Raw genomic sequence first — 19,607 nt, forward strand, 5'->3', positions numbered from 1 at the left:
GCTCGTTTGTGGTCAGGTGCTACCCAAGATGTAAAAGAGCTGCACTTGTCGTCGCAATGGTGTGGCCGAGTGCGTCTTGCGGCACGCGCCGGATTTCCGCGATGGTTGCAAGCGCTCCCGTGAGAGACGCCTCGAGGGCCTCTGCGCTGTAGGGGGCGTCGAGTCCCGGCGGGGCGTCCGTCTCAAGGAGGAGCCTGCCTTCCGGCAGCTGCCGGGCGTACTCGCGTCCGCGCTTACTTTTGAGCATGTGCTCGCTTATCGAGAAGTAGCAGCCGAGGCGCCGCGCCCGGGCGAACTCCTCGGAGCTGCCGCTGAACCAATGGAAGATTACCGATGTGCCGGGGTGCGCATCCGCTCCCGCAACGCCCGTGCGCTCGAGGATGTCGAGCGCTGTCGTTGCGGCGTGAATGGCGTGGATGGAGATGACGCGGTGGGGGAGCGGGTGCTTTGCGATGGCGCGACAGATGCTCTCGAACGCGGCGATCTGCAGCTCCTGCGTGTTGCCCCCGCGGCGCCCAAAGTCGAGTCCCACCTCACCTATATAGGCGAGCTCGCCCGCAAGCTCTGCCGTGAGGTCGGCGTCGGCGGTGCCGCACCTGCCGTCGGCGAGCCACCAGGGGTGCAGGCCCACGCCCACGCGCACGTTGGTGTGCGCGCGGAGGCGCTCTTGGGCCGCGAGCGTGTCAGCCGGGGTAACCGGCGTGTCGAAAATGGCGATGCCGCGCGCCGCCGCGTCGCGCGCGACCTCATCCGCGTTACTCATGCGGTCGAGGTGGCAGTGCATGTCCACAAAGCGCCAGGCCATGGCCCTCACGCACCTTGGACGAGGTTGCGGATAACGTGCCCCGCGATCATCTGCCCCATGATGGGAGGCAGGTACGAGGCGGTGCCGAGGGTGGGGCGCTGGCCCTCGCTCGGCGCGTCGACGGCGTCTGCGCCCGTGCCTGTTACCGGCAGCGCGCGCGGCTCCTCAAAGGACGAGAGCACCGTGAGATGCCGGATGCCGCGACGACGGCACTCTTTCCGCACGATGCGCGCGAGCGGGTCGTGCGAGGTCTGCGCGATGTCGCAGATGCGCAGCTTCTCGGGGTCGAGCTTGTTTGCCCCGCCCATGCTGGCGATAAGCGGCGTTGCCGTCCGCTCCGCCCACTCGGCGATGGCGAGCTTAGTTGAGACGGTGTCGATCGCGTCTACCACGTAGTCGATACGCCCGACGCCGGCGAGTACCTCGGCAAAGAGACCCTCGACGTCCTCTGCGCGCACAAACCGGTCGAGCGCGACTACCCGCGCGACGGGGTTGATGGCGTGCACGAGCTCAGCGGTCACCTCGACCTTGCGACGGCCGACGGTTGTGGTGTAGGCGATGGCCTGCCGGTTGATGTTGGAGGGTGCAACCGCGTCGCCGTCGACCACGACGAGTGTGCCTACGCCGCCGCGCGCGAGCGCCTCGATGCAGTTGGAGCCCACGCCTCCGCAGCCGAGGACCATGACGGTCGAGGCAGCGAGACCCGCGAGCCCGGGAGCACCCCATACAAGCTCGAGGCGCGAGGTGGGTGTCTCATGGGCATCCGTCGATAGCGGCGTCTCACCCTGCTCAAGATTCATGACCGGCCCTTTCGGTTGCAGTTTCTGGCATTGTAACGCACCGGGTTTTGTGCGCACGACATGAGAACATACGAACACACGTTCAGCTGGCGGATTTAGTTCTGATGGGAGGTATCACTTTTGTAAATGGCCATTGACTTATGCTATCAATAGGGGTGGATATGAAGTACCGCATGCTACGGGAGCACATTCGAGACCTTGCTCGCAAACGGGGTTTGCCAGTGATTTGGAGCGAGGGCTCCAGTCACGCGAGAGTTTCGGTTGGTGGACGGACGACGACCATACCTCGGCATAGCGAGGTGAACGAGATTACGGCTCGGGCGATTCTTATGTATCTGTTCGGAGGCAACGATGGCAATTGATGTTACGGCACGCGTTACGAGGTCAAATGGCTGGTGGGCGATTTCTGTCCCCGAGATTCCTGGTCTGTTCACGCAGGCGAAGAGGCTTGATCAGGTCGAGCGGATGGTTTTGGATGCTGCCTCCCTGTTGAACAAAGATGTCTCGCATGTCGAGGTGGTTCCCGTCTTGGACGAGGATGCCCAGATAATGTTGCGGGAACTGGGGGAGACGCGTGCGAAAGCCGAAGCGCTACAAAAAGAATCCTCTGACATGACCAAAAGGGCCATCAGGCTGTTTCAGGCGGAAGGATTGACGCTGAGAGATATCGCCTCGTTGATCGGGCTCTCACCCCAGCGCGTATCGGTCATTGCGAGAGAGGGATAGTCTTTTGCGAGGAGCGCTCGCATCAGCCTCTGGTTTCGTGATGGAGACGGCCGGGCGCACTCGCGTTTGCGGCTGCTACCTGAGAGTATGGTGCAGGGCAAAAGAGCACGGGAGCGCGTGTGCGCCGCCGGCGGATGCTAACCGGCCGGGTGCGCGTGTGCGGTCCCGTGCAGTAGGACAAGGAGTTTCAATGGCAGAGTTCATCTACCAGATGTACCAGGCGCGTAAGGCCCATGGTGACAAGGTCATCCTGGACGACGTGACGCTCAGCTTCTACCCCGGCGCCAAGATCGGCGTCGTGGGTCCCAACGGCATGGGCAAGTCGACGCTCTTGAAGATCATGGCGGGCATCGAGGAAGTTTCCAACGGCGAGGCGCGCCTCACGCCCGGCTACACCGTTGGCATCCTCGAGCAGGAGCCTCCGCTCGATGACGACAAGACCGTGATCGAGAACGTGCGCATGGCTTTTGGCGACCTGCTGGCAAAGGTGGACCGCTTCAATCAGATTGGTGAGGAGATGGCCGCGCCCGACGCGGACTTTGACGCCCTCATGGCCGAGATGGGCAAGCTCCAGGATGAGATCGATGCAGCCGACGGCTGGGATATCGACTCAAAGCTCGGCCAGGCGATGGACGCGCTCCAGCTGCCCGACTCCGACATGCCGGTTTCCGTCCTCTCCGGCGGCGAGCGCCGTCGTGTGGCCCTCTGCAAGCTTTTGCTTGAGGCGCCGGACCTGCTGCTGCTCGACGAGCCCACCAACCACCTCGACGCGGAGTCGGTGCTGTGGCTCGAGCACTTCCTTAAGAACTACCCCGGCGCCGTGCTCGCCGTCACGCACGACCGTTACTTCCTCGACAACGTTGCCGAGTGGATCTGCGAGGTCGACCGCGGTCACCTCTACCCATACAAGGGCAACTACTCCACCTACCTTGAGACCAAGGCGGCCCGCATCGCCGCCCAGGGCCAGCGCGACGCCAAGCTCGCCAAGCGCATGGCGGCCGAAATCGAGTGGGTGCGCTCGAGCCCTAAGGCGCGCCAGGCCAAGAACAAGGCCCGTCTTGCCCGCTACGAGGAGATGGAGGCCGAGGCCCGCGCGAGTCAGAAGCTCGACTGGACCGACATCCGTATCCCCGTGGGTCCGCGTCTGGGCGCGAAGGTCCTCGAGGTCGAGCACCTGCACAAGGAGTTCGACGGCCGCGTCCTTATCGACGACCTGTCCTTCACGCTGCCGCGTGCCGGCATCGTGGGCGTCATCGGCCCCAACGGCGTGGGCAAGTCGACGCTCTTTAAGATGATCATCGGCGAGGAGAAGCCCACCTCGGGTTCCATCGAGCTCGGCGAGACGGTCAAGATTTCCTACGTTGACCAGGGCCGCGCCGGCATCGACCCCAACAAGACGCTCTGGGAGGTTGTCTCGGGTGGTACCGACAAGATGCTCGTGGGCGAGACCGAGGTCCCGAGCCGTGCGTACGTGGCGAGCTTTGGCTTCAAGGGCTCCGACCAGCAGAAGCGCGCGGGCGTGCTCTCCGGCGGCGAGCGCAACCGCCTGAACCTTGCGCTCACGCTCAAGCAGGGCGGCAACCTGCTTCTGCTCGACGAGCCGACGAACGACCTCGACGTCGAGACCCTCTCCTCGCTCGAGGCGGCGCTGCTCGAGTTCCCGGGCTGCTCCGTGGTCATCAGCCACGACCGCATGTTCCTCGATCGCGTCGCGACCCACATCCTCGCTTGGGAGGGTACCGACGAGAACCCGGGCAACTGGTACTGGTTCGAGGGCAACTTCGCCGCTTATCAGGAGAACCGCGTGGCGCGTCTTGGTGAGGACGCCGCCCAGCCGCACCGCATCCACCGCAAGCTCACCCGCGACTAGAGCGCAGCGGCGGCGGGGGCGCCGCTGTGTTGTGGGTACCGCGGTGGCCGGGGGTTGTGGCGTTGTGGGTGTCGCGGTGGCCGTGGCTGCCCGATGTCCCGCAGCGCTCGCTGCGGCGCATCGCCATAGAGTCTCGTGCGCACACAGGTAGCAAATGCTACTAAATGAAGTCAGTGACGGGTCCGTCGGTATGTGCCGGCGGGCCCTGTGCTATTCTGGCAGCGATTTTCCTTTTGGTGCTCCGGTGAGGGGAGAGACAATGGCGGAGAAGGTTCTTCTGGGCTCGCTCGAGGCGGGCGGCACCAAGATGGTGCTCGCCACGGGTTACGCGGACGGCACGATTGTGGAGCGCGGGCGGTTTGACACCACGACGCCCGAGGAGACGGTGCGCAAGTGCGCGGAGTGGTTCGCCGACCGCGGCGTTGCGGCGCTCGGCGTGGGCGCGTTCGGCCCGACGGCGGTCGATCCGGCGTCCCCGCGCTTTGGCCAGATCCTCACCACGCCCAAGCTCGCCTGGCGCGACTTTGACCTGCTTGGCACGCTCAAGGCGAGCTTCGATATCCCCATGGGCTACGACACCGACGTCAACATCGCCTGCTTGGGCGAGGTCACGTTCGGCTGCGCGCGCGGTCTCGAGGACGTGCTCTACCTCACCATCGGCACCGGCGTGGGCGCGGGCGTGATGGTGGGCGGCAAGCTCATCCACGGCATGCTGCACCCCGAGGCGGGTCACGTGCTGCTCACGCGCGACCCGCGCGACCCCATGCCCGAGGGCGAGTCGGGCTGCCCCTTCCATGCCAACTGCCTCGAGGGCCTCATCGCCGGTCCGGGCGTGGCCAAGCGCTGGGGCGGCAAGAGCGCGAGCGAGCTTGCCGATGACGAGTTCGCCATGGACCTGCTCGGCGGGTACCTCGGCCAGGCGCTCATGGACTTCATCCTCTGCTACGCGCCCAAGAAGGTCATCATCGGCGGCGGCGTTGCCGACCATACACCCATCGTCCAGGTTGCGCGCAAGAAGGTGGCCGAGTACCTGAACGACTATCTGGTCACGCCCGAGGTGGCCGACCTCGATAGCTACATCGTGAACAACTCTCTCGAGGGCAACCAGGGCATCCTGGGTGGCCTCGAGCTTGCCCGCCGCGCCCTCGAGGCGTAAGGGCATCGCCCCCCCGGCAAACTGGTTGCTTGCCTGCTGGCAGGACGCTTGCCTGAAGGTGGGACACTAGCTGGCAAGACACTTGCTGGCGGCCCATTAGAAGAAACCAGGTTCACACGAGTTTTGAGCTGCTCAGGCGCGTGCGAACTTGGTTTCTTTGGTTCTGATGGCTTAAGAAGCCAAGTTTAGGTGCATTTCAGGCTGTCTAAGTGCGCCTAAACTTGGCTTCCTTTGTAGAGGCGATCCGCAAAACCGTGTTTACCAGCTCTCCAGGGTGCTGAGGAGCTGGTAAACACGGTTTTGGCTGAAAACACTTCGGCAAAACAGGGTTTACCAGTGTTTGGATGCGCCAGTTGCATGGGTGCGGTTTGGCGCCGTGCTGTTAGTCGTCGTGCTCGACCGAGGCAATCGACCAAGTGGCGCCTTCGCCGGAGGTTGCTCTGCCGCCACGGCGCTTGATGGTGACGCGCACTTCGTGGCGCTCGCCCTCGCGGATGTAGGCGACGGGGAAGGTCGCGCGCGAGCGCGTGCCTTCGAGCGTTCCAGCGAGGCGAGCGATGTCAAAGTACGCGCTCAGGATGCCGAGGACGTCTGCCCCGTAGGGGAGCAGATGCGTGAGGGCGAGCAGCAGGTCGCCCGGGCAGTAGACCTCGCGCGTGAAGTCGAGGGGGTAATCGGCTGCGGGGGCCGGCGCCGCGGATGTTGCTGGTTCGGGCACTGCCGCCGAGGGAGACGCCGGCACGGGGGTCTCTGCGGGTGCGGTGGCAGCGGCGTGAGCTTCGCGCTCAGTGGCGGCTGCCGGGGTCTCGTCCTTGTCGACCGAAGGCATCTCGGGCTCGGACGACATGTCCTCTGTGGGCGCGTTATCCTCCGTCGGGTCGTACAGGATAGTGAACGAGATGGAGGGTACATGCTCGGGTGCCGGCGCAGGTTCAGCTTCCTCCTGGGGCTCCGGCGCGGGCTTGTCTGCCGGCTCAGGCTCGAGCTCGGACGCGCGCTCGTCTGCCGCATCCGTCTCGGGCTTGGGCTCCGGCGCGGGCTCGGCTGCTTCTTCGGGCGCAGCTTGCGCTCCGGTCTCAGCGGCAACTTCAACGGCTGACTCCGGAGTGGTGACGATAGTCTCGGGTGCGGTCGCCGCGTCTACCTCAGGTGCAGCTGACGCATCTACCACAGGTGCGGCGATGGCGTCTGCCTCGGGTGCGATGTCGGGCTCCACCCCGGGCGTGCTCGCAGCTGCATCGTCGGTGGACTGAGCCTCGGGCTCGGGTTCGGGGCGCTTGACGCGGCGCGGCTTCACAGCTCGCAGGGTTCTGTCAGCCTTCTTGCGCTTCCACGATTTGCCGCCCGCTTTGGTGCCGCCCTTGTCAGTGTCGCTCGCGGCGAGGGCTTCGTCCCAAGCAGGTTGCGCCATCACGGTCGCATAGATACGGTTGCCCTTGAAGATCTTGAGCAAGATGAAGTCATCAAGCGCCTCAAGGAGTTCGCGCGTCGAGGCAAAGCCGAGGTCCTCTGCTCCGAGGTGCTCAGATGCGAGCGCCTCCTCCACGGCAGGCAGAAACGTCTGCTTGCCGGCGCCGAGGGCGTCGCGAAGAAGTCGATACAGGTAGATATGGTTTCCCGGCGAAAGCGTCGGGGTCTCTGTGCGTGGTGCCATGCTCGTCCCTTCCTATGTCGTAGAGACTCATCTTAACACCTGCGCCAGAAGGGGCCATCGCGTAGGAGATGGGGCTCCGGGCGCTTTCGCGCATCAATTGCGCGCGGTTGCGGAGGACGTTTCTGATGGTGAACCGGTCGCGCCTGCAACAGCACTGTTGAAGGATGAGCCCGTGCTCGCGTCCGTTTCGCCCCCGGTGCTGGCGTCTCCGCCTCCGTTGCCGCTTCCGCCATTGTCCGTTACGTTGTCAGTGTTCACCTCACTGCTCGAGCTCTGTGCGACGGTGTCGGATTCGCTTGCGTTGTTGCCGACATCCGTGCCCGTGGTCGTTGAGGAGGCGTTAGAACTACCGGTGGCACCTGTGTTTGTACCAGTGTTCGCGATCTGGTCCCCATCTGCGGCGGCATCCGTACTAGGAACTGAGCTCGGCGTGTCGCCCCCGGACGTTTCTGAATCGCCAACGTTCGTGTTATCTGCCGCGGAGGTCCCCGGGCTCTCAGCGGTGGGGGCAGAAAAGAGCGGTTGGGTTTTAGTGCCAAGGCCCGCTCCGCTTGTGCCCAGCATGATGAGGAGGGCACAGACCGCAACTGCAACGGCGGCGGTGGCGATGGAGAACAGAGCTACCTTGTGTTGCGTGCTTTTGCGCTCGGTGGCGGCGCGCGCCTGCAACTTTGCCGGTGCGACGCGAGCGCCCCGTACCGGTATTGAGCGCCCGTCGATTACCGTCGTGGGGTCGGCGAACGCCTCTGCGCTCATTTGGCGCACGCGTGTCGAGGGGACATACTCGCTCGCCGCAGAGGCTGCCTCGCGCACCGCCGCACCGCCGCGGCGGATCTTCTCGGCCCCGGCGTCGAGAAAGCGACGGTAGATTTGCGACGATACGACGGTTACCACCGAGCTCACTGCCGCGCCGATGACTGAGCCGCCGATACCAATATGCGAGGCAAGTACAACAGAGGTGGCGGCAGCAGCAGCACCGGCGGCTATCTGCGCGATTGAGATACCGTCAAAAAGCCCCGGTTTCTCAATCGCCATGAGCTGAGTGTGGCCGATGGATTCGGGTGCGCGCGTCTTGTTTTCATCTCCGCGTCGCACGGTGCGCGGACGTTTGCGGTCAAGGTCAGTATAGGAAGATGCCATGTTCATAGCCTCCGATCATGGCAGCAATGGTCACGTGGTAACCCTAACGCGCCCGGCGGCGGATGGCGTGAGCGCGCGAGCGAATTCACATAGGTGATACCCGCGTCCGGCGCGCCCCGCTATACCGCCCGCCAGACGGTACAATATCGTCAGAACCAATACGGGCGCGCCGGCAGGCGTGCGGCTGAGAGGGGATGCGATGGAGGAGCTGACGTTTACCGGGTTCGGGAACGGCGACGCGGGCGTGGGGGGAGCGTGCGCGGCCGACGGTTTCTTCCGTATCGCCGCCGCGACTCCTAAGATCCGTGTGGGCGATGTCGAGGCCAACGCCGCCGCCGTGCTCGCGGAGGTCCGCCGCGCGGCCGAGGCGGGGGTGGGTGCGCTCGCCCTGCCCGAGCTCACGCTCACTGGCTACACCTGCGCGGACCTCTTCTTCGACCGCACGCTGCTCATGTCCTGCGAGCGCGCTCTGGTACGTCTGCTGGAAGAGACGCGCGACCTGCCCATTCTCTTCACTGTTGGCCTGCCGGTCGCCTACGGCGAGGCGATCTACAACTGCGCCGCGGTCTGCTGCGCCGGCCGTTTGCTCGGCCTCACCGTCAAGCAGCACATCCCCAATTACAGCGAGTTCTACGAACGCCGCTGGTTTGCCCCCGCGCCGATGAACCCGATCGGTTTCATTTCCTTTGCCGGGCAGCCCGCCGTACCCTTGGGCGCACGCATCGTCTACCGCTGCGTGGATCTGGGCATGGACGCCGTTGTGGTGGGCGTCGAGATCTGTGAGGACCTGTGGGTCGCGCAGCCGCCCTCGACGGACATGGCCGTGGCACAGGGGGCGACGATCATCCTCAACCTCTCCGCATCGGATGAGATCATCGGCAAGGCGGTCTACCGTCGCGACCTTGTGCGCACGCAAAGCGCCCGCCTCTTCTGCGCGTACGCCTATGCGGATGCGGGGGAGGGCGAGTCCACGACCGACCTTGTCTTTGCGGGCGAGAACCTTGTGGCGGAAAACGGTAGCCTCCTAGCACGTACGCCGCTGTTCAGCTGTTCTGCTGCGATTGCCGATGTGGACCTCGACCGGTTGTTGGCGGAGCGTCGACGCACGACTACGTGGCAGCGTCCCGAGTTCGCGCGAGCCGGCTCGCACGAGGTTACGTTTTCCTTTGCGGGGGATAGGCCATCCGAGGCATCCGCTGCAGTGCGAGAGGCGACGGGCGGTGCGTCGGACGACGCCCCTGCCGCGGCAATGACCCAACAGCCGGCATCGACGCTCATGCGCTCCGCCCTCGACATCGACCGCGTCTTCCCGAGCGCGCCCTTTGTGCCAGCGGACGCGGGTGACCTTGCCGAGCGCTGCGAGGAGATCTTGAACCTTCAGGCCCACGGTCTTGCCACGCGTCTTGCCCACACGAGCACGAAGCGTGCCGTGATCGGCCTCTCGGGCGGTCTCGACTCTACGCTGGCGCTTCTCGTCACCGTCCGCGCCTTCGATATCCTCGGTCTTGCACGCACGGGCATCACGGCGGTCTCCATGCCGGGTTTTGGCACCACCGCGCGCACCAAGTCCAACGCGCAGACGCTCGCCGAGGCGCTCGGCGTCGACTTCCGCGAGATCTCGATCCACAAGGCGGTCGAGCAGCATTTTGCCGACATCGGGCACGACCCCGCGGTCACCGACGTCACCTACGAGAACAGCCAGGCGCGCGAGCGCACCCAGATCCTCATGGACCTCGCCAACAGCCAAGGCGGTTTTGTGATCGGTACGGGCGACCTCTCCGAGCTCGCGCTCGGGTGGGCCACCTACAACGGCGACCATATGAGCATGTACGCTGTGAACGCGAGCGTGCCCAAGACCCTCGTCCGTCATCTGGTGCACTACGCCGCGGGTGTCTTTGGCGGCACGATCGAGGCAACGCTTATGGACATCCTCGCCACCCCGGTCTCGCCGGAGCTTTTGCCGCCCACGGGCGACGGCCAGATCGCTCAGAAGACCGAGGACCTTGTGGGGCCGTACGAGCTCCACGACTATTTCTTCTACCACCTGCTGCGCTTTGGCTTTGCGCCGGGCAAGATCTTCCGCATGGCGCTCCGCTCGTTCGAGGGCGTCTACGATCGCGAGACCATCCTTAGCTGGCTTCGCGTCTTCTACCGGCGCTTCTTCGCGCAGCAGTTCAAGCGCAGCTGCCTGCCCGACGGCCCCAAGGTGGGCTCGGTCACGCTCTCGCCCCGCGGCGACTGGCGTATGCCGAGCGACGCGGCGGCCACGCTGTGGCTCGCCGAGATTGATCGTCTCGCGTAGGCGAAGGTAGAGGGACGTATCTTGAGGAGTTGACCTTCCATGCAGTTTTCAAAGCGGTTGGATCAGTTTGGCGAGGAGGTCTTTGCCTCGCTCAACCAAAAGCGCCTGGCGCTTGAGGCAGCGGGGCGCAAGATCTACAACCTCTCGGTGGGCACACCGGATTTCCATCCCTATGATCATGTGGTCGAGGCACTTGTCTCCTCGGCGAAAAACCCCGATGACTGGAAGTACAGCTTAGGCGACCTTCCCGAGCTCAAGCAGGCGGTTTGCGCGTACTACGAGCGCCGCTTTGGTGTGGGCGGTATCACGCCTGACATGGTCACCTCCTGCACGGGCACCCAGGAGGGGATGGGGCAGCTCGCGCTCGCGCTTCTTGATCCTGGCGACATCGCGCTCGTGCCCGACCCGTGCTACCCCGTCTTTGCCGGCGGTGTGAAGATCGCGGGAGGGGAGTGCGCCTACTACCCGCTTTCGGCGGAGCACGACTTCTTGCCCTACGTGGCGGGCATCGACCCGGAGCTTGCCGACCGTGCCAAGTACATGGTGGTGTCGCTTCCGGCCAACCCCGTGGGCAGCGTCGGTACGCCCGAGGTCTACGACGAGATCATCGCCTTCGCGCGCGAGCACGACCTTCTCATCATCCACGACAACGCCTACTCCGACATCGTCTACGACGGGCCGCGCGGCGGGAGCTTCCTTGCGCGCCCCGGTGCGCTCGAGGTGGGCGTGGAGTTCTTCTCGCTCTCCAAGTCGTTCAACGTCACCGGTGCGCGTGTGAGCTTCCTGGTGGGCCGGCCGGACGTGGTCGCCGCCTTTGCAAAGCTGCGCGGGCAGACCGACTTTGGCATGTTCTATCCCATCCAGCGCGCCGCCATCGCCGCGCTCGAGGGTCCGCTCGACGAGGTCGAGCGCCAGCGCCATCTCTATCAGAAGCGCCGCGATGCCCTCTGCGACGGGCTCGAGCGCATTGGCTGGGAGCGCCCCAACGCGCACGGCACCATGTTCGTGTGGGCCAAGATTCCTGGCGGGCGCACCGACTCGATGGCGTTTTGCGAGGAGCTCATGGAGCGCGCGGGCGTGGTCGTGACCCCCGGCGCGAGCTTTGGTCCGCATGGCGAGGGCTATGTGCGCATGGCGCTCGTTCTGCCGCCCGAGGGTCTTGCCGAGGCGGTTGCTGCCATCGAGGCGGCGGGCATCCGCTAGCCGCCGTGCGCTAGGGCGCATCCGCTAGCCGTCGCACACCACCGCGCTTCGCCGCGCCGCTGTGCGCCGACGCACGCCACGGCATACCGTCGCGTCCGCTTCTGCTGCCGGTTGGCGATTCGCGGCGCCCGTGCCCGGCAAAATGGGTACTATTCGAGATGCCATAGGGGTATATCGCGCGGGCGGAACAGGACCCCGCGCGCCACAAAGGAGGAAACATGGTAAACGATCGTAAAGTCGCCGTTGTGGGCTGCGGTTTCGTGGGTTCGTCGTCGGCGTTCGCCCTCATGCAGAGTGGCCTGTTCTCTGAGATGGTGCTGATCGACGTCGACCGCAACCGCGCGGAGGGCGAGGCGCTCGACATCGCGCACGGCGTTCCCTTCGCAAGTCCCATGAAGATCTACGCGGGCGACTACTCGGATGTTTCCGACGCCGCCATCATCGTCGTCACCGCCGGCGCCGCCCAGAAACCGGGCGAGACCCGTCTCGACCTCGTCAACAAGAACGTCGGCATCTTCAAGACCATCATCCCGCAGATCCGCGAGAGCGGGTTCTCGGGCGTGCTGCTCATCGTCTCCAACCCCGTTGACGTGCTCACCTACGCCGCCATCCGCATGTCCGGTCTGCCCGAGGGCAAGGTCATCGGCTCGGGAACGGTGCTCGACACGGCACGCTTGAAGTACATGCTTGGCGAGCACGTGGACGTAGACCCGCGCGACGTACACGCCTACGTCATGGGCGAGCACGGCGACTCCGAGTTCGTCGCTTGGTCGAGCGCCCAGGTTGCCGGCGTGCCGCTCTCCACGTTCTGCGAGCTCCACGGCCACCTCAATCATCGCGAGGCCGAGGCGCGCATCGCCGAGGATGTCAAGAACAGCGCCTACGAGATCATCGAGAAGAAGCGCGCCACCTACTACGGCATCGCCATGAGCGTGAAGCGCATCTGCACCGCCATCATGCGCGACGAGGGCTGCGTGCTGCCCGTCTCGAGCCTCATGGTGGGCGAGTACGGCCTCGAGGACCTCTGCATCTCCCTGCCGACGGTCGTGGGTCGCGACGGCGTGGTCTGCCGTGTCCCCGTCTCGCTCGACTACGACGAGATGACCCAGCTCAAGGATTCCGCCGAGGCGCTTAAGGCCATCATCGACCAGGTCGATTTCGAGGCATAAGATGCCCAAGCAGAAGAAGGGGCGCGCGGCGTCTGCTTCTTCGATACCCGCCGGCGCCAAGCCCGCGGGAAAGCGCGCGTCCGGCGTGGAGCCCGTCTCCGCCCCGGGCGTCGCGCCTTCGGAGGGCAACTTCGTCACCTACGTCCAGACCCAGCTCGATACGCTCGACACGCGCCCGCTCGGCGCGGTCGACAGCCTCGTGCTCTCGTGGATATCCTATTTCCGCCTGCGCGAGGACGCGCCATGCTACGCGGGCTTCTGCAGCTGGGAGGGGCTTCCCGTGACGGAGCTTTTGCGCGCCGAGGACTTTGGGACCATGCTCGGTGACAGCTGGGACCCTGCGGGCAGCCGCGATCTGCTTTTTGCTGTGTGCGCGAATCCGCGCTTTCGCGGGATGCGCGTCTGCGGCTACCGGACGAGCTTCTCCGAGCTTGCCGAGGAGCAGTTCGCCGCCATGACCTTCCGCCTGCCGGACGGCTCGGTCTACGTGGCCTTTCGCGGCACCGACTCCACCCTTGTGGGGTGGAAGGAAGACTTCAACATGGCCTTCCAGAGTCCGGTGCCGGCCCAGGTCTCTGCGGCTGAGTACCTTGAGGAGGCCGCGCACGCCTGCCCGGGGTCGCTCTTTGTGGGCGGCCACTCCAAGGGCGGCAACCTCGCCGTCTACGCCGCCATCATGTGCCCGCACGCCCTCCAGGACCGCATCGTGCGCGCCTTCTCGCACGACGGCCCCGGCTTTAACGAGAACTTCCTGCGCGGTGCCGGCTTTGCGCGCATGCGCGATCGCATCGACAAGACCCTGCCGCGTTCCTCGATCTTTGGCATGATCTTCGAGGACCAGGAGGATTACGCCATTGTCGACAGCACGGGCTTCTCGCTGCTGCAGCACAACCCCTTCACCTGGGTGGTCGAGGGCAACGAGTTCAAGCAGGTGGAGCACATCTCCGCCGGCGCGCGCTACCTCGACAAGACCCTCGCCGACTGGATGGCGCGCATTACGCCCGAGGAACGTGGCGAGGTCATCGACGCGTTTTTTGACATCATCGGCGCGACGGATGCGACCTACTTTGCCGAGATTCGCGACAACTGGCAGGAGAGCCTGCCCAAGATGCTTGCCGCGGCGAGCGAGGTCCCGCCCGAGACCCGCGAGCTCATCAAGCGCGTTATCGCCGCTCTGCTGCGCGCCGCCACCGTGGGCAAAGTCGCAGGTGCCGCCAGTCGCGCCGCCGATGCGGCTGGGCAGTTCATAGAGGCCGCATCGCAGGCGGCCGGCGAGCTCTCTGCGCAGCTGCCGGCGAGCACCCAGGACGCGGCGGCGATCGCGCGCTTGGGCGAGCAGGTGGATGCCGATGCCCTAAAGCGTCTTGCGCGCCTGGCAGAGCTCTACCGTGTCGAGGAGTAGCCGGCCCGTCCCTCGGCTTTCTGTCCTGCCAGCGAGCCCGCTCCGCTCGGCGCACATTGCGCGCCCGCATCTGCCTGCCCCCGCATTGCCCGCCCGCGCGGTATACTGGTTCCTCGTTTGCGCACCACGCGCGACCGTCTCTACCGTAAAGGAAGCTCCATGCAGATAATCCACGCCGTCTTGCACGTCCTCGACTTTGAGTCCGCCGTGAACGTCCTCTCCGAGCGCGAGCTCGCCCTCGACACCCGCGCCGTGCGCTCGTTTGTGAGCAAGCACCTCTCGCGTGCCCGTGCGGCTGCCGACAATCGTCGCGGAGAGTTTGCCGAGGACAGCGCCTTTGCCGGCGAGCTCAAGCGCTACTTCTTTGGCGAGCGCGCGTTCCTCGACCTCTCGCAACAGGTGGCCGAGTTCCTCTCGGGCGAGCTTTCGCGCGCCGATAAGCTCGAGTCGACCGATGTGCTGGTGGCCGATTTTGACGACGATGACGACGTTCGCTGGTTTGCGGTGCTTCTGCTCACGAGCCGTATGGCCTTCATGCACGAGGTGGACAACGCGCAGGGCGCCACCTCCTGCGACATCGCGCGCCACTTCGCCATCCTGCCCGCGCCTTCGCAGAAGCTCACCTCCTATGCGCTCGTGCGTGCGAGTTCGCTCGAGGTCCTCTACCAGGACAAGGCGAGAAGCATCGCCGGCGCCGACCGCATGCTCATCCCCGAAGGGCTTCTCCAGTGCAGCGAGGGCGTGTCGAGCAAACAGGTGATGGACACCGTTGCCCGCGTGGTTGCCGAGGTGGCCGAGGAGCACGGCGCCAATACCGCCACAGCGCTCGCCGCTGCCAAGGCCGCCATGGTCGAGGCCGTGGAGGCGGACGAGGAGCTGCCGCCGTGGGATGTGGTCGACGAGGCTTTTGAGGATGAGCCGGTGCTCCGCGATGCCGTCAGGCAAGCCCTTGCCGAGGAGCAGGTGCCCGAGCGCGTGGTTGTGGAGCGCGCGCAGGTGGAGCGCTCGGCCGTGCGTAACATCAAGATCCGCACCGACACGGGCATCGAGATCACCATCCCGGCAGAGATGGCGGGCAACGCCGAGTACGTGAACTTTGTGAACGAGCCCAACGGTCTCATCTCCATCGAGCTCAAGAACATCGGCAGCATCCAGAACCGATAACGCTTCGGATTCCGTTGAAATGTACGGAATATGTATGGTGCCCGGCAGGCCTTGAAAAAGTCTGCCGGGCACCGGTGATCTGAGCGGCTCTCGAGCTCTCTACAGCTGACGCAGACCCTCCTCGAGGCCGGTCTTGCTGTCTGTCTTGTCGTCACGCTGCTTGATAACGCGCGCGGGGATACCGGCGACGACCGCCTCGTCGGGCACGTCGGTGGTGACGACAGCGCCCGCGGCTACCACCGCGCGACGGCCCACGTGCACGCCCTCGAGGACCACGGCGTTCGCGCCGATCATGACGTCGTCCTCGACGATGACGGGCGTGGCGCTGGCGGGCTCCACCACGCCGGCGAGCACGGTTCCGGCGCCAATGTGGCACCTCTTGCCCACGGTTGCGCGGCCGCCCAGGACGGCGCCCATGTCAATCATGGTGCCCTCGCCAATCACGGCGCCGATGTTGATGATTGCACCCATCATGATGACGGCGTTGTCGCCGATCTCCACCTGGTCGCGGATGATCGCGCCGGGCTCGATGCGGGCGTTGACGCCCTTGAGGTCGAGCAGCGGCACGGCGGAGTTGCGGCAGTCGTTCTCAATCTCAAAGTGAGCGATGTCATCCTTGCAACGCTCGAGCACAGGCTCGAGGTCGGCCCAGTTGCCGTAGACGATGCGGCACTTGTGCCCGCCGTAGACGCGGACGGGGTCGGCGGCACCCGCGCCGTCGCCCGCCTCCCAATCGATGTGGGCGCCGCTCTTCTCGCGGACCGTGAGCTTCACGGGCGTCTTCTTGGGCGCGCGGGCGATGAAGTCGATGATTTCCTGTGCGTTCATGCATCAAGCCTTTCGTGTGGTGTCGGTCGAACTCGTGGTGCCAGTCGATATTGTGGCGACAGCAAAAGTCGTGGTGTCAGTCGAACATGAGCTGGTCAAAGGTGTAGAAGCCCGTTCCTCGGCCGATAAGTCGTGCGGCGGCGGCGAGTGCGCCATGGACAAAGATCTCGCGACTCTCGGCGCGGTGGGTCAGGGTGACCTCCTCGCTCGGGCCAAAGAAGTGCACCTCGTGCACGCCGGCAACGGTGCCGCCGCGCAGCGAGTGCATGCCGACCTCGTGGGCGTCGCGCGCACCGCACATACCCGAGCGGCCAAAAACGGGGGCGTATCCGTCGTCGCCGGCCTCAGCATGCGTGCCCACGACCTCGTCGAGGAGCATCTTGGCGGTACCGGAGGGCGCGTCCGCCTTCTGGTTGTGGTGGGTCTCGACAATCTCAACGTCAAAGCCGGGGAGCTCGCGCGTTGCCTGGGCGGTGAGGTGGCGCAGCGCCGCCACGCCGATGGAGTAGTTGCCCGACCATACAACCGGTGCCACCTCGCCAAGCAAGCGGATCTGGGCGAGCTCGTCGTCGCTATAGCCCGTGGTGCCCGAGACGAGGGCAGCTCCCGTACGGCGCACGTAGGCTGCAACGGCGTCGAGCGCCGCTACGTTCGAGAAGTCGATGATGGCGTCCGCCGCGGGCGCACTCTCAAGCTCGGAGAGGTCGAAGCCAATCTGTGCCACGACCTCAAACGCCGGCTTGCCCGACGCGTCCTGCGCGGCCTCGGCAAAGGTGCGGATGAGCGTGCCCATGCGGCCCGCTCCCATGATTGCAATCTTATGCAAGGATGCCAGCTCCCTTCATGGCCTCGGTAAGTTGCGCGCGTGTGTTGTCTGCCATGGGGCAGAGCGGCAGGCGGTAGTTCGCGCCGATTATACCCATCTGCGCGAGGGCCTCCTTCACGGGGATGGGGTTCACCTCGCTAAAGAGCGCGCGCACAAGCGGCAGCCCCGCGATCTGGATCTGGCGGGCGCGGTCGACGTCGCCGTCGAGATAGGCGCGCACCATGTCGTGCACGAGCTGGGGCTGGACGTTTGCCCAGACCGAGATGACGCCCGAGGCGCCGAGGCTCATGAGCGGCACGACCATGTCGTCGTTGCCCGAGAACATCTTGAAGGTGGGGCTGAGCGTGTGCGCGATGTTGGCGGCGTACGCGATCGACCCGCTCGCCTCCTTGATGGCCATGATGTTCTCGTGCTCGGCCAGACGCTCGACGTTTCTCACGCTGATGGAGCAGCCCGTGCGCCCGGGGATGTTGTAGAGGATGCAGGGTACGTCCACCGCGTCGGCGACGGTGGCGAGATGGCGGTAGATGCCCTCCTCGTTCGCCTTGTTGTAGTAGGGGGTGATGATGAGCAGGCCGTCGGCGCCCAAGCGCTCGTACGAGCGGCTCTTGGCGAGCATCGTGGCGGTCGAGTTAGATCCCGAGCCTGCGATGACGGGCACCCGCCCGGCGACGCGCTCGACCACAAAGGCGCAGACCGCGTCGTCCTCCTCATCGGTCATGGTCGAGCTCTCGCCCGTGGTGCCGAGCGTGAGGATTGCGTCGGTGCCGTTTGCAAGGTGGAAGTCCACGAGGCTGCCGAGCGCGTCGAAGTCGACGTTGCCGTCCTCGTCAAAGGGCGTTACGAGCGCGACGATCGAGCCTTCCAAATCTCTGATGTCCATGGGTTACTCCTCTCCGTCTTTCGACGTAGTTTTAGCCATGTGCCGCTCGGCGCATGTAAGCACGCGCCGCCCCGCATCGGTCACGCCGACCGTTGCGAGGTAGTCGAGCGGGGTCTCCGCCCGGCGGATGAGCTCGCAGCTGCCGTCCCGGTGCAGGAGCACCTCGGCGGAGCGGAGCCGGGCGTTGTAGTTGTAGCCCATGGAGTGGCCATGGGCGCCGGCGTCGTGGATAACAAGGAGGTCGCCAATCTCAACCTCGGGAAGCTCCCGGTCGATGGCAAACTTGTCGTTGTTCTCGCAGAGACCACCCGTCACGTCGTAGGTGCGCGTCGCTTCGGCGCGACTCTTGTCGGGGCCGCCTTCCTGACCGACGACGGTGATGTGGTGGTAGGCGCCGTACATGGCAGGGCGCATGAGGTCGGCGGCGCAGGCATCGACGCCGATGTAGTCCTTGTAGATGCGCTTCTCGTGGAGGGCGCGGGTCACCAGACAGCCGTAAGGGCCCATCACGAAGCGGCCCATCTCGGTGAAGATGGACACATCTCCCATGCCGGCGGGCACGAGGATCTCTTCAAAGGCGCGCCGCACGCCTTCGCCGATGGCGCGGATGTCGTTAGGAGTCTCGCCGGGGCGATAGGGGATGCCCACACCGCCGGAGAGGTTCACGAACACCACATGCGCCCCGGTCTCGCGCTCGAGCCTAACCGCAAGTTCAAAGAGGATCCGCGCGAGCGCCGGGTAGTAATCGTTGGTAACCGTGTTGGAGGCCAAAAACGCGTGGATGCCAAACTCCTCGGCACCGCGGTCCTTGAGCATGCGGAACGCCTCGAAGAGCTGCTCCTCGGTCATACCGTACTTGGAGTCGCCGGGGTTATCCATGATGCCGTTGGCGAGCCTAAAGAGGCCGCCCGGATTGAAGCGGCAGCTCACCGTGCGCGGAATAGGGCCGGCGACCTGCTCGAAGAAGGGGATATGCGTGATGTCGTCAAAGTTCACGATAGCGCCGAGCTCGCGCGCGAGCGCAAAGTCGGCGGCGGGCGTGTCGTTCGACGAGAACATGATGTTATGCCCTGTGACGCCCGATCCCTCGGCAATCATGAGCTCGGTGGCACTCGAGCAGTCGAGGCCACAGCCGCGCTCGGTGAGGAGCTTGATAAGGGCGGGGTTGGGGTTTGCCTTGACGGCGAAGTACTCCTTGAACCCAGGGTTCCAGGCAAAGGCCTCGTGGATGGCATCGATGTTGTTACAGATACCCGCCTCATCGTAGAGATGAAACGGGGTGGGGAAGTGCCCTGCGATTGAAGCGAGTTGGTCTTTAGTGACAAACGGCTGCTTGGCCGTGTACGCGGCGGTCGCAGCGGCGGTATCGCGCTCTGTCATGCGAGCTTCCTCTCGAGTAGCGCTCCTGCAGATGGCAGACAGTCCCGCGGGTGTTTCCCGCAGGCCCACCCGGTGCCCGTGCCCGAGCGACCGAGTTCGGCGGGGTCGCCTCTTCGCGGGGTCAATGCCTGCCGGCTCACCCGCGGGTCATCTCGCCCGCTCCTCTATCGAGTTTAGCCACTTTAGCATATAAAAGCACCTGCCCACAACTGCATCTAACGCAGAATGCATGCGTGTTGCCGTTGGGTTTCTTGGCTCGGCGCGCTGAAGGTCGGCGCGATAAGAGAGAGGGCCTGCGC

The 19,607-nt window shown here is 65.1% G+C and carries 16 protein-coding genes and 1 riboswitch; of the genes, 8 read left to right on the forward strand and 8 right to left on the reverse strand.

The annotated features are described in order from the left end of the window. Positions 1-19 precede the first annotated feature (19 nt). Positions 20-805 carry a TatD family hydrolase gene (locus B5F89_RS00685; protein ID WP_087429885.1) on the reverse strand — a complete coding sequence of 262 codons (786 nt, stop codon included), beginning with the start codon at positions 803-805 and terminating at the stop codon, positions 20-22. A gap of 5 nt (positions 806-810) precedes the next feature. After that, positions 811-1,605: a tRNA threonylcarbamoyladenosine dehydratase gene (locus tag B5F89_RS00690; protein WP_087429886.1), complete on the reverse strand. Its 795-nt coding sequence runs from the start codon at positions 1,603-1,605 to the stop codon at positions 811-813. 351 nt (positions 1,606-1,956) lie between these two features. Here B5F89_RS00690 and B5F89_RS00695 point away from each other — a divergent pair, with 351 nt between their 5' ends. The 3 genes from B5F89_RS00695 (at position 1,957) to B5F89_RS00705 (ending at position 5,357) form a co-directional block, all read left to right on the forward strand. Then, positions 1,957-2,331 carry a hypothetical protein gene (locus tag B5F89_RS00695; RefSeq protein WP_087204317.1) on the forward strand — a complete coding sequence of 125 codons (375 nt, stop codon included), beginning with the start codon at positions 1,957-1,959 and terminating at the stop codon, positions 2,329-2,331. 190 nt (positions 2,332-2,521) lie between these two features. Next, entirely contained in the window at positions 2,522-4,201 is a 1,680-nt protein-coding gene (ettA, locus tag B5F89_RS00700; protein ID WP_087429887.1) for an energy-dependent translational throttle protein EttA, read from the forward strand. A gap of 259 nt (positions 4,202-4,460) precedes the next feature. Beyond that, positions 4,461-5,357, forward strand: a complete 897-nt coding sequence (locus B5F89_RS00705; RefSeq protein ID WP_087429888.1) for an ROK family protein — start codon at positions 4,461-4,463, stop codon at positions 5,355-5,357. Between the two features lie 382 nt (positions 5,358-5,739). Here B5F89_RS00705 and B5F89_RS00710 read toward each other — a convergent pair whose 3' ends face one another. Beyond that, on the reverse strand, positions 5,740-7,011 hold the full coding sequence (locus tag B5F89_RS00710; protein WP_087429889.1) for a hypothetical protein: 1,272 nt from the start codon (positions 7,009-7,011) through the stop codon (positions 5,740-5,742). Between the two features lie 93 nt (positions 7,012-7,104). Next, on the reverse strand, positions 7,105-8,151 hold the full coding sequence (locus tag B5F89_RS00715) for a hypothetical protein (RefSeq protein WP_087429890.1): 1,047 nt from the start codon (positions 8,149-8,151) through the stop codon (positions 7,105-7,107). Between the two features lie 199 nt (positions 8,152-8,350). Between B5F89_RS00715 and B5F89_RS00720 the strand changes: the two genes are divergently transcribed. The 5 genes from B5F89_RS00720 (at position 8,351) to B5F89_RS00740 (ending at position 15,391) form a co-directional block, all read left to right on the forward strand. Continuing rightward, positions 8,351-10,453, forward strand: coding sequence for an NAD(+) synthase (locus B5F89_RS00720; protein ID WP_087429891.1), 2,103 nt, complete (start codon positions 8,351-8,353; stop codon positions 10,451-10,453). Positions 10,454-10,492: 39 nt separating this feature from the next. Beyond that, complete coding sequence (locus B5F89_RS00725; protein WP_087429892.1) at positions 10,493-11,656, forward strand: aminotransferase class I/II-fold pyridoxal phosphate-dependent enzyme; 1,164 nt, start codon at positions 10,493-10,495, stop codon at positions 11,654-11,656. A gap of 218 nt (positions 11,657-11,874) precedes the next feature. Then, positions 11,875-12,825, forward strand: coding sequence for an L-lactate dehydrogenase (locus tag B5F89_RS00730; RefSeq protein WP_087429893.1), 951 nt, complete (start codon positions 11,875-11,877; stop codon positions 12,823-12,825). A 1-nt stretch (position 12,826) separates the two neighbouring features. Continuing rightward, positions 12,827-14,227: a DUF2974 domain-containing protein gene (locus tag B5F89_RS00735; RefSeq protein WP_087429894.1), complete on the forward strand. Its 1,401-nt coding sequence runs from the start codon at positions 12,827-12,829 to the stop codon at positions 14,225-14,227. Between the two features lie 159 nt (positions 14,228-14,386). Beyond that, positions 14,387-15,391: a nucleoid-associated protein gene (locus tag B5F89_RS00740; RefSeq protein WP_087429895.1), complete on the forward strand. Its 1,005-nt coding sequence runs from the start codon at positions 14,387-14,389 to the stop codon at positions 15,389-15,391. Between the two features lie 99 nt (positions 15,392-15,490). Here B5F89_RS00740 and dapD read toward each other — a convergent pair whose 3' ends face one another. The 4 genes from dapD to B5F89_RS00760 all read right to left on the reverse strand — a co-directional run bounded on the left by dapD (position 15,491) and on the right by B5F89_RS00760 (position 19,308). After that, the gene (dapD, locus tag B5F89_RS00745) at positions 15,491-16,219 is read right to left on the reverse strand and encodes a 2,3,4,5-tetrahydropyridine-2,6-dicarboxylate N-acetyltransferase (protein WP_087429896.1); all 729 of its coding nucleotides are present in this window, start codon (positions 16,217-16,219) and stop codon (positions 15,491-15,493) included. Positions 16,220-16,295: 76 nt separating this feature from the next. After that, positions 16,296-17,045, reverse strand: a complete 750-nt coding sequence (dapB, locus tag B5F89_RS00750) for a 4-hydroxy-tetrahydrodipicolinate reductase (RefSeq protein ID WP_239286606.1) — start codon at positions 17,043-17,045, stop codon at positions 16,296-16,298. Continuing rightward, entirely contained in the window at positions 17,038-17,928 is an 891-nt protein-coding gene (gene dapA, locus B5F89_RS00755; protein WP_087429897.1) for a 4-hydroxy-tetrahydrodipicolinate synthase, read from the reverse strand. The genes dapB and dapA overlap by 8 nt, the downstream gene beginning before the upstream one ends. A 3-nt stretch (positions 17,929-17,931) precedes the next feature. Then, positions 17,932-19,308, reverse strand: a complete 1,377-nt coding sequence (locus tag B5F89_RS00760; RefSeq protein WP_087429898.1) for a diaminopimelate decarboxylase — start codon at positions 19,306-19,308, stop codon at positions 17,932-17,934. Between the two features lie 9 nt (positions 19,309-19,317). Further along, positions 19,318-19,483: riboswitch (Lysine riboswitch) on the reverse strand. Positions 19,484-19,607: the final 124 nt, after the last annotated feature.

This window comes from Collinsella sp. An307 (genome assembly GCF_002161805.1).
GTDB lineage: Bacteria > Actinomycetota > Coriobacteriia > Coriobacteriales > Coriobacteriaceae > Coprousia.

Bases quoted from the DNA above. Each gene is read 5' to 3' on its own strand.
- B5F89_RS00710 (WP_087429889.1), bottom strand. From the start codon at position 7,011: ATGGCACCACGCACAGAGACCCCGACGCTTTCGCCGGGAAACCATATC.
- B5F89_RS00730 (WP_087429893.1), top strand. From the start codon at position 11,875: ATGGTAAACGATCGTAAAGTCGCCGTTGTGGGCTGCGGTTTCGTGGGT.
- dapD (WP_087429896.1), bottom strand. From the start codon at position 16,219: ATGAACGCACAGGAAATCATCGACTTCATCGCCCGCGCGCCCAAGAAG.
- B5F89_RS00695 (WP_087204317.1), top strand. From the start codon at position 1,957: ATGGCAATTGATGTTACGGCACGCGTTACGAGGTCAAATGGCTGGTGG.
- B5F89_RS00760 (WP_087429898.1), bottom strand. From the start codon at position 19,308: ATGACAGAGCGCGATACCGCCGCTGCGACCGCCGCGTACACGGCCAAG.
- B5F89_RS00685 (WP_087429885.1), bottom strand. From the start codon at position 805: ATGGCCTGGCGCTTTGTGGACATGCACTGCCACCTCGACCGCATGAGT.
- B5F89_RS00705 (WP_087429888.1), top strand. From the start codon at position 4,461: ATGGCGGAGAAGGTTCTTCTGGGCTCGCTCGAGGCGGGCGGCACCAAG.
- ettA (WP_087429887.1), top strand. From the start codon at position 2,522: ATGGCAGAGTTCATCTACCAGATGTACCAGGCGCGTAAGGCCCATGGT.
- B5F89_RS00725 (WP_087429892.1), top strand. From the start codon at position 10,493: ATGCAGTTTTCAAAGCGGTTGGATCAGTTTGGCGAGGAGGTCTTTGCC.
- dapA (WP_087429897.1), bottom strand. From the start codon at position 17,928: ATGGACATCAGAGATTTGGAAGGCTCGATCGTCGCGCTCGTAACGCCC.
- B5F89_RS00715 (WP_087429890.1), bottom strand. From the start codon at position 8,151: ATGGCATCTTCCTATACTGACCTTGACCGCAAACGTCCGCGCACCGTG.
- B5F89_RS00740 (WP_087429895.1), top strand. From the start codon at position 14,387: ATGCAGATAATCCACGCCGTCTTGCACGTCCTCGACTTTGAGTCCGCC.
- B5F89_RS00735 (WP_087429894.1), top strand. From the start codon at position 12,827: ATGCCCAAGCAGAAGAAGGGGCGCGCGGCGTCTGCTTCTTCGATACCC.
- B5F89_RS00720 (WP_087429891.1), top strand. From the start codon at position 8,351: ATGGAGGAGCTGACGTTTACCGGGTTCGGGAACGGCGACGCGGGCGTG.
- B5F89_RS00690 (WP_087429886.1), bottom strand. From the start codon at position 1,605: ATGAATCTTGAGCAGGGTGAGACGCCGCTATCGACGGATGCCCATGAG.